Source organism: Agaricicola taiwanensis (assembly GCF_014635245.1).
Taxonomy (GTDB): domain Bacteria; phylum Pseudomonadota; class Alphaproteobacteria; order Rhizobiales; family Methylopilaceae; genus Agaricicola; species Agaricicola taiwanensis.
In genome coordinates this window covers 191,006-206,530 of the sequence record NZ_BMCP01000003.1, presented here as the reverse complement: position 1 = coordinate 206,530, position 15,525 = coordinate 191,006, and the positions used below count along the sequence as shown (strand labels likewise).

Genomic DNA, 15,525 nt, shown 5'->3' with positions numbered 1-15,525 from the left:
CTACCTTCCCCTCATTTTGGAGGGACATAGAGGGCTATAGAATACACATAGTTCTCATCGCTATCCCGCATGGCCCGCCATAATCCCGTGAATCAATAAGTTATCTAGAGTTTGATGGGGCGCACGCGAGCCCCGGGAATGTCTTGACAATTTCCGCTGTTGCCTTGGGCGAGCGTCTCAGGTCGCAGTTATCAGCCACCATCCGAGCCGGACAGCAGAAAGGTGGCTGGTTACGCCAACCTCGGCCTTCACCAGTTCGACCGCCCCGCCACTGACAGTGGCAAGAGCTATGCCACGTTCTCAAAGCGGGTTTGTGGTGGGCCTTTTCATCAGGCGCTTCACGCTTTCTGCCGCTAGGCAGATGACGACCGACAGGACCGTCAGCATCGTCGAGACGGCCGCGAGAATGGGTGAGGTCTCGGTCTGAACGCTACTGTACATTTTGACGGGAAGTGTCATCGTCTGCGGGCTCGATATGAACCACGAGATCACCAACTCATCAAACGACATAAGGAAGGAGAACAACGCGGCCGTCAGCAATGACGGACGCAACTGGGGGAGGACCACCGACGCGAATATCTTCCATCGGCTCGCCCCCATGACCGAAGCGGCGATTTCGACGTGGCTATCGAGTTCCCGGACACCCGCCGAGACCGTAACGATGACGAACGGGCATAAAAAGACGGTATGTCCGGCGATGAGCGCGACGGTGCTTCCCGCAAGTCCGATCACTGCGAAGTATGAGTACAGCCCAAGAGCCATGACCACGCCGGGGATGAGCAGCGGACTTAGCAGCACGACAAGCAGCAATTGCTTGCCCCGCATCTGGGTTCTCTCGAGTCCATAGGCAGCCAATGTCCCCAGCACCAGTGCGATAGCGGTGCTCAAGAGCGCGACTTTGCCGCTTTGTGCCGTCGCCTCCAACCAGTTCGAGGTCGTGAAGAACAGTCGGTATAGCTCCCAGTTGAATTCCGTCGGGGGAAATACGATCTGGTCTTTATTCCCGAAGGAGAGCGGGATGATGATGAGGCTCGGCAAGAATAGAAACCCGAAAACGATCCAGGCCATTATCCCCGCCAGTGAAACCTTCCGAGGCATCCACTTCCAGATGGTCATCGTCGACTTACCCGCGTTGTCCATGGCGTGCAATTTCCCTATCCGTCAGGCAGGTTTCCCCGTGCCGCTGATGCGCGACACCAAGACAAGGAGCACCGCGCTCGTTAGCAGCAGGATCACTGCGACGGCGGACGCCGCGTTCCAGTTCAGAGTATCCCTCGTGTAGAAATCGATCAGATTGGCCATCATCATGTCTCGGCGCCCGCCCAGAAGAGCCGGCGTCGCAAAGAGACCCAGTGAAAGCACGAAGGTGAGAACAAAGGCCGCTGAAACGCCCGGCGCAGTCAAAGGGAAGGTGATCCGCCAGAATATTCGCAGCGGCCCCGCGCCCATCACCTCTGCCGCCTTAAGCAGGTTCGCATCTTGGGACAGCAGGTTGGTCAGGATAGGAAAAACTGCAAAAGGAATGAGGTAGTTCGTTGACCCTACCAGGACGCCGAAACGGTTGAATATCATCTCGAATTCCTGCAGCCCAAGAGCTCGCAGCCCAGCATTGATCACCCCCTCATGTCCCAAAATAATAACAAAGGCAAAGCTTTTTACAAGAATACTTGTCCAGAATGGAAACAATACCATTATTAGATAAAGCGATCTGTATTTCTCGGGCTGACGAGATATAAAGAGAGCAACCGGATATCCTACGACTATCGATACAACGCTGGCCATCAGGGAAATTTCCAGAGTCGTCCAGAAAACCCGGATGAACAGTGGGCTCGTGAACAAGCTCGTGAATCCCGCGACGGTGAACACGCCTTCGATCGTAAAGCTGCGAAAAAAAATGAACCCGACCGGCACGAGGAATCCCAGAACCATGACGGCGCAAACGGGACCGAGGAGGGCTAGGGATTCCGCTCCAGAAATTTTGCTTCTCACGATACACCTCCGGAGCTTGGCTGATTAGACATTTTTCTGAAGAACCAGGGTGTGTTCTGCGGCCCAGCCGATTCTCACTCTTTTATCGCCTGCATCTTCTGGTATGGCATTGGCCAGTTGCTTCAAAATGATGATGGTATCGTTATCGGTCTTGACGTAATACTTTGTCGCGTCGCCGACAAAGGTCGTCTCGATGAGGTCGCCTGATATCTCGTTGCTGAGATGCTCGCCTGGTCGCAATCTGCGGATGTTTTCCGGGCGAACGATGACAGTCGCTTCGGTGCCGGCCGCGATGCTTGTCGGTCGTGATCTGATCGCTCCTATTTTCCCGTTTAGAATCTGATCTTCGCCGTCGTGTCCTGCCACTGTCGCGGCGAGAACGTTTGATTCTCCTAGAAACTGGGCTGCGAATACTGTCTGGGGGTGGAAATACAAATCATGCGGCGTACCAAGCTGCTCCACCCGGCCGTTGTTCATAAGGATAATGCGATCCGAAAGAGCGAGCGCCTCTTCCTGGTCATGCGTAACATAGAGAATGGTCACGCCGAGCTCGGAGTGCAGACGTTTGATCTCGAACTGTAATTGCTCCCTCAGATTCTTGTCGAGAGCGCCCAACGGCTCGTCCATCAAAATGAGTCCCGGTTTGTAAACGAGGCAGCGCGCGATCGCGACACGCTGCTGCTGGCCACCGGACAGTTCATGGGGCTTTCGTCTGGCAAAATCGAGAAGATTGACGATCTTGAGCACCTCGGAAACGCTGGTGCGGATATCCTCTTCGCGGGCCCGACGTACACGCAGGGGGAAGGCGACGTTCTCGAAAACACTCATATGCGGCATGAGTGCATAGTTCTGGAAAACCATGCCTAAGCCACGCTGACGCGTGGGCAGATTGGTCACGTCGCGGCCGTCGATCCGAATCGCGCCCGACGATGGCTGGATCATGCCGGCAATAATATTCAGCAGCGTCGTCTTACCCGAGCCGCTAGGTCCAAGAAGCGTTAGAAACTCGCCCTTTTCCACGGTAAGGTCGAGATGGTCAAGAGCTATGAAATCCCCATATTTTTTACTGATGCCTTCCAGTTTAACGATAGCCATTATTCCCCTCTTTGCTGCTCGCGACCGCGGCCAAAGCTGGATCAGAAACAGTTCCGACGCCAGGGCTTATCTTTGAATTACACATGTCATAGATGTGTTGTGCGCAGACGCACGCAGCCATCCGGATACTTCACGATTTTTTCCGGATTCTGCCGGCCCAGCAATTTCTGGGCTTCTCTGTCCACTAGAGCATTTGCCTTCAGGTTACCCGGACTGACAGTTGCGCGGCATACGTTCAGCGGCCCGCGAAACATAATACGAATGTGGGAAGCTTTGGCCTTCATGCCGAGAACATGGGGAGCTCTGATAGCAGCCGCACCGCCAATCAGGACATCGACGAGACGTGGCTTTTCCTAGCTCTTCAACATCGCACAAGACCTCTCCTAGTTTGTATCGTAGCCTGGCATGGCGACCGAACGAATGTCGTTATAAAATTAAGTTATACTCCGGCCTTGCCATTTCCACCTCAGGCCGCATGCTCACTGTTTGAGAAGCCAATCGCGGAACGGCAACATAACATTTGTTTATGTAGACGTACTACCTGTGGCCAAGCATAGTAAAATGCATGAACCGGCGACAGCTTGAGACGTCAAATTTCGGAGGTCGATATACTCGATGCTGTCTCTTGAGCGATACTTGAGGATGGCGTTGATGTGCTTGGTTCCCCCGGACAAAAAACGACCTCCTATGTATAACGGAAGGAACAACAATGCTGGCTAGCGAGCACCCCGCGCAGGGGTTGGAGATCATCCCTTTCGACACCGAACGGCTTGATCTCCTGATGGAAGAAGCCGGCATCGACGTCTTGCTTATCAGCTCGAAACACAATGTTCAGTATATGCTCGGCGGTCATAAAGCACTGTTCTTTGGTGCTATGGATGCATGGGGTATAAGTCGATATCTGCCGATAATTATTTATCCGAAGGGCTCGCCAGAGAAATCGGTATTTGTCGCTCACAAGACGGAAAACCACCAAAAGGCTGTCAGCCCGTTCTGGATAGAAGAAAGCCCAACATTAGTGTCCGGTACTGAGGACGCGATGCGGCTGGCAATCGAGTATCTGCGCAAGTTGAGGCTCATCGATAAGCGCATAGGCATCGAAATGGCCTTTATGCCAGCCGATGCGGCATCACTTCTTTGGGACGCAGTCCCGCGGCACTTGGTGATGAACGCCCAAACCGTCATGGAACGATTGCGGGCGATAAAAAATCCGAACGAACTGATCTTGCTTCGCGAGGCTTCAGAACGTGTTGTTGCTTCCATGCTGGCGGTGATAACAAATCACGGACCTGGCCTTACCAAGAATGAACTCGTCGCTGCCTTGCGAAGGGAAGAAACCAACCGCGACTTGATGTTCGAATATTGTCTCCTCACAGCAGGATCCAGCCTGCTTCGTGCTCCGTCAGATCAGGTTTGGGGATCGGGCGATATATTGTCGTTGGATTCCGGCGGGAATTATCAAGGCTATATCGGAGACGTGACCAGAATGGGTATCATGGGTGAGCCCGATGCCGAATTGGAAGATTTGCTTGCCGAGGTTGAAGGCCTTCAGCAGACAGCCATGAAGCCGCTTTGCGCAGGACTGATGGGCGGCGATTTTTATGCCGCTGCCGAATCTGCGGTGAAGAGCTCGCCAAACGCCAAGTACCTGGATTTCATTGGACACGGCATGGGCTTGGTTGCCCATGAGAAGCCGCATTTGACTGACACGGGGCCCACTCCTTATCCCGCCGACGATGCCCGGCGGCCTCTGGAGGCCGGTATGGTCCTGTCTGTAGAAACAACAATGAAGCACCCGCGACGAGGCTTCATCAAGCTAGAAGACACCGTTGCCGTAACGAGAGATGGTTTTGAGATTTTCGGTCCGGCTGGCCACGGTTGGAACAGGGGAAGGTACTGATCGACCCGAACATGCGCGCGCAACGGAGGCGAATAGCGCTAACTGATGCCGAATGAAGTTCGCTGGCGAGCGGTTCGCCTTTCACTGCCCGTCAAAGAGGTGCTCGGGCCGAGCCGAAGGCATACGACCTTTCTCAACGGGTCGGCTCGACACGGATTTTGTCGATCGCCCAAGGCATATGTTCGAATATCTGGGGGAGAATATCTCGGTTGAGTGCTTGCTTGGCCTCATTGGCGAGCGCGCGAGGCAATCGCCCCAACTCATTCTTTCTGGCGAAAAGATACAAGCGGCGTCCGAAGCCAGGACCAGGCAGTTTCATTGGCCTGACGAGTGGACTTAAGCCGCCTTCGAAAGCGCAAAGTGGCGTGGTGATTGCCCATCCGGCTCCATCCGCAACGGCCGCCACTAATCCGATTGGGCTGTCAAACTCCAGGCTACGGGGGATTTCGATGCCTATCCGCCGGAGATGTCGATCCACGTCCCGACCTGTTTGTGACCGGGCGCTCGGACGGATGAGCGGAAGACGGTTCGCTATCGAGGTCAAACCCTCCTGGGTTTCCGGGAAGGAGCTGGGGAAGAGCAAAATATAGGGTTCGTCCAGAATAAGGTGTCGTTCTACCCAGTCTGAATCATCCATGCCGCTCCAGCAGATCGAGATGTCAACGGTGCGATTGATCGTGCCCTCGCTATGAGAAGACGTCGTCCCGGAAAAAACGACAACTTCTGAAGCGTGCTGACGTAAGAATTTCGACAGGTTCAATGAAAATGCGCGCACCACCGAGCCCGCAAGTCCCAGCCTGATGCGAAAATGATGGCCTTTCTCAGCTTCTTCCATGGCAGCAGAAACTTCGTAAGCTTCTGCCATCAAGAGCGTCGCCCGCTGCTGCAACAGCGCGCCTGCTGCTGTCAACGCCAGGGGTCGGACAGACCTTTCGAAGAGCTTCAATCCCAATGTTGCTTCAAGATCCGCGATGGCTTGGGACACTCCTGGCTGCGTAATACCAAGCGCTTTTCCAGCAGCCCCCATGCTGCCCTTGTCGCAAACCATGAGAAAAACTTGAAGAGCACCCAAGTCAAATGGCAGTGCCGCAGCCGTTCGCCCGCTCGTTCTCTTGCGGCGCATCGGGTCCCCTGTGCTTAATTGTAGGAGCAGCGAACTCGGCTCCGTCATCTCATCCCCGACACTATCCAGAAAGACTGTGAAATTTCAACCGTGGTGATCCACGAGGGAATCGAACCTGGGTCCAGTTCCTAAAGCCAACTGCGCGGCCGACATTGTTAGGATCAGAGCCGCAACCATAGCCTCCGCTGATCTTTCGGACGGCTGTGCTGCCTCAAATTCAAACCGGAGATGCCCCGCTCACCAAGGAACCTCCTCCTTGTTTATCGAGGCCAATGATAAAAACAATATGCTGCCATGAAGTATAAGAACTTCTTATAGGGCGATTATCCGCAAATAGATTGTACGCTCCGGGCGCCCAAGCCTAATATACCTGAGCGGCTATCCGTTTTCCGCCTCGGATCAAACGCTCTGATACATTAGCCTCCACGATAAGTAACAATTCCAGCAGGAGAACCTGAGTGGATATCTATGGCTGCGACTACGAGCACACTCTGGACATTTCGTCGTTTCGACAGGGATTGCAGCTCAACTATCACGCAACAGACCGCAATGAGCTTTTTGCTAAAGTTTTAGAAGCCCGCGAGTTCGATGTGTGTGAGTTCTCGCTCTCAAACTACATCATGATGCGCGACCGGGGCGTTGATTGGCTTACCGCCATCCCCGTATTTCCCAGCAGAGGCTTTCGCCATAGCATCCTCCTTGTCCGCAAGGATGACGATCATCTGACCCATCCTTCGGACCTTATCGGAAAACGGATTGGAATAGCCGATTACACAATGACTGGTGGTGTATGGGGACGTGGCATCCTGGCAGAATTCTATCGGCTGCATTGGTCCGAAGTTGAATGGTTTTCGACGGGTCACCAGCGGTTCGAGGCGCCGCCGGGAGTGAACCTCAAGGTGATTGATGGAGACCTGGAGGTCGCTTTGGCTGACGGCCGTTTGGATGCGCTACTGAGCCCCCGAACCCGTGACTCGGCACGACCGTGGTCCGATCGTAAGTTCAGACCTATTTTGACGGACTGGAAAGAGGCTGAACTGAACTATTTCAGGTCTACGGGAATTTATCCCATCAGCCATACGGTCGTTATTCCGCTCAAGAAAATTGACTCACATCCTCTGCTGCCAAGCGCGGTCATGGCCGCGTACGGGCATAGTATGGGTCGTGCGAAGGAGCGCCGTATCGGATCGACGTTCTTGCCTTGGGCAGACAGCACCTGGCCTGACACCATGGGCATCTTTGCCAGCGATCCCATGCCCTATGGGTTGAATCCGGGGAACGAAGCCGTGATCGGGAAGCTTCAAGAATACCTGGTCGAGCAGAAGTTGATCGGTCGCTACCACAGCTGTTCAGATTTGTTTTGGCAGGATTCATGACGATTGCATGCAGTGGCGGGTGTAATCGGGCGACCCGCAAAATTTCCTGGTCTCAGCCAGGCTGCAGGCGGCGCCGTGAAGCACTGTAGTATGCCATCACGCCCGCGTGCATGATGGGCAAGCCGCAATGCCTTCACCCCCCGTAGAACTGCGAACGCTGCAGGACCTATGACATCAAGAACCCGAGCAAAACATCAGCTGGGTGCCACCGCAGGGGGGCGGGGCCCAATCCATCCTAGTGTGAGAAATGGACATGCGCATAAGCAAGCTGCTCGTCGCCAACCGGTCCGAGATCGCGATCCGTATTTTTCGGGCAGCCAATGAGCTCGGCATCAGGACGGTGGCCATCTGGGCGGAAGAGGACAAATATTCTCTCCATCGCTTCAAGGCGGATGAGAGCTATCAGGTCGGTCGCGGACCACATCTGCCCCAAGACCTTGGGCCGATCGAGAGCTATCTGTCCATCGATGAAGTGATCAGGGTCGCCAGGCTTTCAGGCGCGGACGCGATCCATCCAGGCTACGGACTACTGTCCGAAAGCCCCGAATTCGCGGAGGCCTGCGCAGAAAACAACATCGTCTTCATCGGCCCAAAGCCGGAAACGATGCGGCGGCTGGGCAACAAGGTCGCGGCACGCAACCTGGCTACCGAGATCGGCGTACCGGTCGTGCCTGCGACCCAGCCGCTGCCGGACGACCTCGAAGCGGTGGAGAAGATGGCGGCGGAGGTCGGTTATCCGGCGATGCTCAAGGCATCTTGGGGTGGTGGCGGCCGAGGAATGAGAACCATCCGCCGCGAGGAGGATCTGGCACGCGGGATCACGGAGGCAAGACGCGAGGCGAAGGCTGCCTTCGGCAAGGACGAGGTCTACCTGGAAAAGCTGGTCGAGCGCGCCCGCCACGTCGAGGTGCAGATCCTCGGCGATACGCATGGCCGCGCTGTGCACCTGTTCGAACGCGACTGCTCGATCCAGCGCCGCAACCAGAAGGTCGTGGAGCGCGCGCCAGCTCCCTATCTCGGCGACGCCCTGCGGCAGGAATTGTGTGACTATGCGCTGAAGATCGCCGAGGCGACCAATTATGTTGGCGCGGGCACGGTCGAGTTCCTCCAGGACGCCGATACCGGCAAATTCTACTTCATCGAAGTCAATCCGCGTATCCAGGTCGAGCACACCGTCACGGAGGAAGTGACAGGCATCGATATCGTCAAGGCGCAGATCAAAATCCTCGAAGGGGCGGCGATCGGGACGCCCGAATCGGGCGTTCCGGCGCAGCCCGACATCCGGCTCAACGGGCATGCCGTGCAGTGCCGGATCACCACCGAGGATCCGGAACACAATTTCATCCCGGATTATGGGCGCATCACCGCCTATCGCGGTGCGACCGGCTTCGGCATCCGCCTCGATGGCGGTACGGCCTATTCCGGTGGGTTGATCACCCGCTACTACGATCCCCTGCTGGAGAAAGTGACGGCGTGGGCGCCGACGCCGGGAGAGGTGATCAAGCGGATGCATCGGGCGCTGCGCGAGTTCCGCATCCGCGGGGTCGCCACCAACCTGCCCTTTCTGGAAGCGATCATCACGCATCCAAGCTTCCGGGACAATTCCTACACGACCCGCTTCATCGACACGACGCCGGAGCTCTTCGCGAGTGTCAAACGGCAGGACCGTGCGACAAAGCTGTTGAACTATATCGCCGATGTGACCGTCAACGGCCATCCTGAGGCACGCGACCGTCCCAAACCCAAGGCCAACATCGCTCCGCCCAACGTTCCGTTCATGCCGGGCGACATCCAACCAGGCACGAAGCAGAAGCTCGACGAACTCGGGCCTGAAAAATTCGCCTCTTGGATGCGTGGTGAAAAGCGGATGCTAATCACCGATACGACCATGCGCGACGGACACCAGTCGCTTCTCGCCACGCGCATGCGAACCTATGATATCGCGCGCATTGCGAGCACCTATGCGCGCACCCTGCCTGAACTGTTCTCGCTTGAATGCTGGGGCGGCGCTACCTTCGACGTGTCGATGCGCTTCCTGACGGAAGACCCGTGGGAGCGGCTTGCAAAAATCCGGGAGGGTGCGCCGAACATCCTGCTCCAGATGCTTTTGCGCGGGGCAAACGGGGTCGGCTACACGAACTATCCGGACAATGTGGTCCAGCATTTTGTGAAGCAAGCCGCGCAAGGCGGAATCGACCTCTTTCGCGTGTTCGACTGCCTGAACTGGGTCGAGAACATGCGTGTCGCCATGGAGGCGGTCTGCGCCGAGGGGAAACTCTGCGAGGCGGCGATCTGCTATACCGGCGACATACTCGATCCGGATCGAGCCAAATATGACCTGAAATATTATGTGGGTCTCGTTGGTGAGCTTGAGAGGGCTGGCGCGCATATCATCGCGGTCAAGGATATGGCAGGCCTCCTCAAGCCGGCCGCGGCAAGGGCACTCTTCGAGGCGCTTCGGAACGCGACCGATCTGCCGATTCACTTCCACACCCACGATACCGCCGGCATCTCCGCGGCCACGGTCCTGGCAGCCGCGGAAAGCGGCCTGGATGCGGTCGATGCTGCCATGGATGCGTTTTCCGGCAACACCTCACAGCCGTGTCTTGGATCGATTGTAGAGGCGCTCAAGGGAACCGAGCGGGACTGCCTTCTCGAAGTCGGGGGCATCCGCCAGATTTCATTCTATTGGGAGGCGGTCCGGCATCAGTATGTCGCGTTCGAAAGTGATCTGAAAGGACCTGCCTCCGAAGTCTACCTGCATGAAATGCCAGGTGGTCAGTTCACCAACCTGAAGGAACAGGCGCGCTCCCTCGGTCTCGAAGCGCGTTGGCACGACGTCGCGCAGACCTATCACGATGTAAATCTGATGTTTGGTGACATCGTGAAGGTTACACCGTCCTCCAAGGTGGTGGGCGACATGGCCTTGATGATGGTCAGCCAGAACCTTTCGGTCGCAGACGTCGAGAACCCCATGAAGGACATCGCCTTCCCGGATTCGGTCGTTTCGATGCTGAAAGGCGATCTCGGCCAGCCGCCCGGCGGATGGCCGGCCGCGCTGCAGAAAAAGGCGCTGAAGGGCGCCGCGCCGATAACGGTTCGGCCTGGCTCCTTGCTCAAGCCGGCCAACCTGGACGCCGCCCGGAAGGACGTGGAGGAAAAGGTCGGACGTACACTTTCGGAGATCGAGTTCGCCTCCTGGCTCATGTACCCGAAGGTCTTCACGGATTTCGCTGCCGCCTCCGGCACATATGGCCCGGTTAGCGTGCTGCCGACGCCCGTCTACTTCTACGGCATGAAACCGGAGGAGGAGATCTTCGTCGAAATCGAACGTGGCAAAACGCTGGTCATCCGCTGCCTCGCCCTCGGTGACGTCGATGACAAGGGCATGGTTACGGTGTTCTTCGAACTCAACGGCCAGCCGCGGCGCGTAAAGGTGCCGGACCGCACCCATGGCGACGGGACAGCCAAGCTGCGCCGCAAGGCCGAGGCCGACAACGGTGCACATGTCGGCGCGCCCCTGCCGGGCGTCGTTTCCACGCTGGCCGTGGCACCTGGGCAAACAGTCAAGATCGGCGACGTCCTGCTATCGATCGAGGCCATGAAGATGGAAACGGTCCTTCATGCGGAACGCAACGGCACCATTGCCGAAGTGTTGGTCAAGGCAGGCGACCAGATCGATTCCAAGGACCTGCTCATCATTTATGGCTAGGGCTCAAGCTCGGCATGGCAGTCGGCCGGTCTTAAACCTCATTGCCACGGTGCAGCTGTGTCTTATGAGATTAGCCTAATTCAGACACGCTACTGGAGGATAGAGAAAGCTGCATGACTGCGACTTTCTCTATGCCATTCGGGCACTGAATACCATTACTTTTAATCGCTTATATTCGTCTCACTCAGCTCCTAAAGTCAGTTCTTCGATGGATCAAAGAGATTCATCAATAGTCTTGGAAACAAGGAGCACACAAAATGTCGGTGAAGCTGGCCTCGCGTGTTGCTGAACTAAAACCTTCGGCTAGCATTGCAGCCAAGAAGAAGGTCACTGAACTCCAGGCTGCCGGCCGTCAGATAATTGATTTCACGATCGGCGAGCCGGATCTTGATACACCCGCCCACATCATCGACGCCGCTGTTGTTGCTATGCGCAACGGCGATACACATTATACGGCCACGGCTGGGACGCCAGCTCTACGACAGGCGATCTGCGCTAAGCTTAGAAGAGAAAACGGCTTAGTGTACACACCAGATCAGATAGTTGTGGGCTGCGGCGCAAAGCAGCTGATCTTCGAAGCTTTTGCGGCAACGCTCGACTCGGGCAATGAGGTCGTGATCCCTGCACCCTATTGGGTCTCGTATCCCGATATGGTCGCTCTGAATGGTGCCAAGCCCGTCATAATCAAATGTCCGGAGAGCCGTGGTTTTAAGCTCAAACCAGATGACCTCGAAAAGGCAATCACTCCGAAGACCCGCTGGTTGATTCTCAACTCACCGAATAATCCTACCGGCGCCGTCTACACGCGTGAGGAGATGTTTGAGCTAACCACTGTACTGGCCCGACACCCGCACGTGTGGATCCTCACCGACGATATTTACGAACATCTGATGTATGATGGCCATCAGCACGTAAACCCGCTCCAGGTCGACGAAAAGCTCGCAGCACGCACTCTGATTATCAATGGTCTGTCGAAAGCTTATGCGATGACTGGCTGGCGCATCGGCTACGCCGCGGGGCCAAAAGATCTCGTCGATGCCATCGCTAAACTGCTCGGACAAAGCACGACATGTGCGAGCTCTGTTAGTCAAGCAGCCGCTGTTGCCGCACTCGACGGAGATCAGTCGTTGGTTCGTCAGGCAGCCACACTTTACCAATCGCGCCGTGACCGAATGGTCGAACTGCTCGACGGCATCCCGGGTCTACGCGTGAGGGCGGCTGACGGCGCGTTCTATCTTTATCCATCGGTGGAAGGGCTTATTGGCCGGAAGACCCCGGCTGGCAAGATCTTGGAGACAGACCTCGACGTGTCGCTCTACCTTCTTGATGAGGCGAATGTAGCGGTTCTGGACGGCGCGGCTTATGGCCTCTCGCCCTATCTCAGGCTCTCATTCGCCATATCGTCGCCGGCAATTGAGGAAGGCTGCGCTCGTATCCGCAGAGCTTGCGAGGCATTACGTTAGTTGGGGCATTCGGCTCGCCACGCTTTGCCCACATCGATCACGGCCTTCTTCACCCATTCGTTCAGTCTCTGATCACAGCCGATCTTGGCGGAAGGCATGTCCTTGCTCGTGATCCAGAACCAGCGGCGCCGAACGCTGGCGGGCTCGCAGGCAAGACTTGTTCGTAATGTTGCGCACGATGGCAATATCCCTCGCGAGTTGAAGCCTTCTGTAGACTGCGCCGCACGTTTCATTCTTAAAAGGAATGCTAAAGCTGGAATTAATATCGCTATTTTTGCTCGGTCGGCCCCGATACTGTTTCAGAATTGTGATGACGGACCTGATGCACGGCATTGATCCGCAATTACAGCAGTACTGATGAGTATGAAGCAGTTACGCCCATAGGCGATGAACTTTAAAATATAGATTCGCCACTTGGCCAGCAAATAACAGCACGGGGTATTTCCATATACTGGAAACCAGCGAAGAGAAAAGACAGACTTGCGTCATGCGTCGACAGCTAGGCTGGCTAATCTAGTAATTAGCTAGCGGATCGTCGGACTACTGCGCGGCTCCCACTCATGCGGCGAAGCGGGAAATGCGCGAAAAACTTGAAACACGCGACGGCTTTTTGACGGCCAGTACGCCGCCGTCGGAGCACGGCAGCGGCGCTGCCCGATATCAGGATATCCGCAGATGCAACGGAAGAGCGCCAGGATGTTATATGAAGCGGCCCAGCGGAAAGCGCTCCCGGCAGGCGGTGTGAACGATTGTTCGCAAGAGGCAACGCAGCCGCTTCTCAACGTCCAGAACCTGTCGATCCGGTTTGATGGGGCGCCTGCCGGCGTAAATGTCGTCGACGACGTTTCGCTCTCCGTCAGCCGGGGCAGGACCTTGTGCATCGTGGGGGAGTCCGGCTGCGGCAAGAGCGTGACATCGCTTGCCCTCATGGGACTTCTGACGACACCGCCAGCACGGATCGTCGGAGGATCCGCCTTTTTTGACGGAAGGGACCTGCTGAGCCTGCCGGAGCATGAACGGGCGAACCTGCGCGGAAATCGCATGGCGATGATCTTCCAGGAGCCCATGACTTCGCTCAACCCGGCTTTCACGATCGGGGACCAGATCGCCGAGGGCATCATCCGGCATCGAAAAGTATCGAAGCCCGAGGCTCTGGAACGGGCGCTCGACATGTTGAGGAAGGTGCGCATCCCCGCGCCCGAGAAACGCCTGCACGCCTATCCACACGAGATGTCCGGCGGCATGCGCCAGCGTGTCATGATCGCCATGGCGCTTGGCAATGACCCGCAGCTCCTGATCGCCGACGAGCCGACGACGGCCTTGGACGTGACGATCCAGGCGCAGATCCTCACCCTCATCCGCCGCCTTCAAGAGGAGACCGGCACGGCCATGATCCTCATCACTCATGATCTCGGCGTTGTCGCCGAAGTCGCAGACGAGGTCGCGGTCATGTATGCTGGCCGCGTGGTAGAGAGCGGCCCGGTCGAGGCCATCTTCGACAATCCGCAGCATCCCTACACCATCGGCCTCATGGGCTCTGTCCCCTCGCTCGGGCGCAGACAAGGCCGCCTCGCCACTATTCGCGGAACGGTCCCCCCCGCGGAGCTCATGCCCAAGGGCTGCCGCTTCGCACCGCGCTGCCCGTTCTCGGATGATCTCTGCGCCAATGACCCGCCGCCTCTCGCGCAAATCAAGCCGGGTCATGGCGCGCGCTGCTGGTATGCGCCCCTCGAACTTCATCGTGGAGCCGGCTGATGAGCCTGATCCCCGCAACCGACATCATCCTCGAAGGCGTCGATCTGAAGAAGCATTTCGGGGGCGGCGGACTACTGTCATCGCCGATAATCGTGCGGGCGGTCGACGGGGTCTCTCTCAGGATCAGGCGCGGCGAGACTTTTGCCGTCGTCGGCGAATCCGGTTGCGGAAAGTCGACTCTGGGCCGGTTGCTGCTGCGCCTCATCGAGCCAACGGGAGGAGACGTGCGCTTTGAGGGGCGGTCGATCCTGTCGCTCAACAAGAGCGAACTGCGGAGGCTGCGGCGCGAGCTGCAGATCATTTTCCAGGACCCCTTCGCCTCGCTCAATCCGCGCATGAATGTGGGCGATATCATCGCCGAACCGATCTGGCTGCACAATCTCGCCTCCGGACGCGAGAAGCGCGAGCGCGTGGCCGATCTCATGGCGACCGTGGGGCTTCTTCCGACCCATTCCGATCGCTATCCGCATGAATTGTCCGGCGGCCAGCGCCAGCGAATTGGGATCGCACGAGCCCTCGCGGGCGACCCGAAGTTAATCATCGGCGACGAGCCTGTCTCGGCCCTCGATGTCTCGATCCAGGCGCAGATCATAAACCTGCTGGAGGACCTGAAGGATCGCTTCGGACTGACCCTTGTGATCGTGGCGCACGACCTTGCCGTCATCCGCCACATGAGCGACCGCGTCGCTGTCATGTATCTGGGCGAGATCGCGGAAGTGTCGGATACCGATGCGCTGTTCGATGACCCTCTGCATCCCTATACGCAGGCGTTGCTCGCAGCGATCCCGGCTACGAGCCCAAGAAACCGCCAGCCGAAAGCCAGTCTGCAGGGCGATGTGCCAAATCCGGCCGCCCCACCTTCGGGGTGCCGCTTCCACACCCGTTGCCCCCATGCGCGGGCGCTCTGCAAAGAACAGCATCCCATACTGGAAACGGCGGCTCTTGGGCGTCAGGTCGCATGCCATTTCTGGCGCGAAATCCAGGGAGCCGGTGCCGGCTCGATCAGCGCTCCGCCCCCGACCCCAGCGCTTGCCCGGCGTCTGGAACTCTACCGAATTTGGCGCGAACGGCAGGATAAGCCCGCCACAACGAGCCCTTGAGGCCAAAAAAGA

10 protein-coding genes are annotated in these 15,525 nt (G+C 57.2%); 6 read left to right on the top strand and 4 right to left on the bottom strand.

The genetic code is table 11. From position 1 onward, the window contains the following. Positions 1–300 precede the first annotated feature (300 nt). Genes IEV58_RS14370 through IEV58_RS14360 form a run of 3 tightly spaced genes read right to left on the bottom strand, consistent with a single transcriptional unit; the run spans position 301 to position 3,084 of the window. Positions 301–1,140, bottom strand: a complete 840-nt coding sequence (locus IEV58_RS14370) for an ABC transporter permease (protein WP_229729473.1) — start codon at positions 1,138–1,140, stop codon at positions 301–303. Positions 1,141–1,161: 21 nt separating this feature from the next. Further along, positions 1,162–1,989, bottom strand: coding sequence for an ABC transporter permease (locus tag IEV58_RS14365; RefSeq protein WP_229729470.1), 828 nt, complete (start codon positions 1,987–1,989; stop codon positions 1,162–1,164). A 24-nt stretch (positions 1,990–2,013) separates the two neighbouring features. Then, entirely contained in the window at positions 2,014–3,084 is a 1,071-nt protein-coding gene (locus tag IEV58_RS14360; protein ID WP_188410481.1) for an ABC transporter ATP-binding protein, read from the bottom strand. 709 nt (positions 3,085–3,793) lie between these two features. Here IEV58_RS14360 and IEV58_RS14355 point away from each other — a divergent pair. Next, positions 3,794–4,984, top strand: a complete 1,191-nt coding sequence (locus IEV58_RS14355) for a M24 family metallopeptidase (RefSeq protein WP_188410480.1) — start codon at positions 3,794–3,796, stop codon at positions 4,982–4,984. 133 nt (positions 4,985–5,117) lie between these two features. Here the strand turns inward: IEV58_RS14355 and IEV58_RS14350 are convergent, their stop codons facing one another. Then, entirely contained in the window at positions 5,118–6,107 is a 990-nt protein-coding gene (locus IEV58_RS14350) for a LysR family transcriptional regulator (protein WP_188410479.1), read from the bottom strand. Positions 6,108–6,565: 458 nt separating this feature from the next. On the opposite strand from IEV58_RS14350, the gene IEV58_RS14345 reads away from it, so the two are divergent. From IEV58_RS14345 to IEV58_RS14325, 5 genes are all read left to right on the top strand, one after another. Continuing rightward, positions 6,566–7,483 (top strand): transporter substrate-binding domain-containing protein, encoded by a 918-nt coding sequence (locus IEV58_RS14345; protein ID WP_188410478.1) that lies wholly within the window; start codon positions 6,566–6,568, stop codon positions 7,481–7,483. A 253-nt stretch (positions 7,484–7,736) separates the two neighbouring features. Next, positions 7,737–11,195, top strand: a complete 3,459-nt coding sequence (pyc, locus tag IEV58_RS14340) for a pyruvate carboxylase (RefSeq protein WP_188410477.1) — start codon at positions 7,737–7,739, stop codon at positions 11,193–11,195. 257 nt (positions 11,196–11,452) lie between these two features. Beyond that, entirely contained in the window at positions 11,453–12,658 is a 1,206-nt protein-coding gene (locus tag IEV58_RS14335; RefSeq protein WP_188410476.1) for an aminotransferase class I/II-fold pyridoxal phosphate-dependent enzyme, read from the top strand. 741 nt (positions 12,659–13,399) lie between these two features. Next, positions 13,400–14,413, top strand: coding sequence for an ABC transporter ATP-binding protein (locus IEV58_RS14330; RefSeq protein ID WP_229729469.1), 1,014 nt, complete (start codon positions 13,400–13,402; stop codon positions 14,411–14,413). After that, on the top strand, positions 14,413–15,513 hold the full coding sequence (locus IEV58_RS14325; RefSeq protein WP_188410474.1) for an ABC transporter ATP-binding protein: 1,101 nt from the start codon (positions 14,413–14,415) through the stop codon (positions 15,511–15,513). The genes IEV58_RS14330 and IEV58_RS14325 overlap by 1 nt, the downstream gene beginning before the upstream one ends. The last annotated feature ends 12 nt before the right edge of the window (positions 15,514–15,525 follow it).

What these genes read in the sequence shown, in the direction of transcription:
- pyc (WP_188410477.1), top strand. Translation starts at nt 7,737, where the DNA reads ATGCGCATAAGCAAGCTGCTCGTCGCCAACCGGTCCGAGATCGCGATC.
- IEV58_RS14325 (WP_188410474.1), top strand. Translation starts at nt 14,413, where the DNA reads ATGAGCCTGATCCCCGCAACCGACATCATCCTCGAAGGCGTCGATCTG.
- IEV58_RS14355 (WP_188410480.1), top strand. Translation starts at nt 3,794, where the DNA reads ATGCTGGCTAGCGAGCACCCCGCGCAGGGGTTGGAGATCATCCCTTTC.
- IEV58_RS14350 (WP_188410479.1), bottom strand. Translation starts at nt 6,107, where the DNA reads ATGCGCCGCAAGAGAACGAGCGGGCGAACGGCTGCGGCACTGCCATTT.
- IEV58_RS14370 (WP_229729473.1), bottom strand. Translation starts at nt 1,140, where the DNA reads ATGGACAACGCGGGTAAGTCGACGATGACCATCTGGAAGTGGATGCCT.
- IEV58_RS14360 (WP_188410481.1), bottom strand. Translation starts at nt 3,084, where the DNA reads ATGGCTATCGTTAAACTGGAAGGCATCAGTAAAAAATATGGGGATTTC.
- IEV58_RS14335 (WP_188410476.1), top strand. Translation starts at nt 11,453, where the DNA reads ATGTCGGTGAAGCTGGCCTCGCGTGTTGCTGAACTAAAACCTTCGGCT.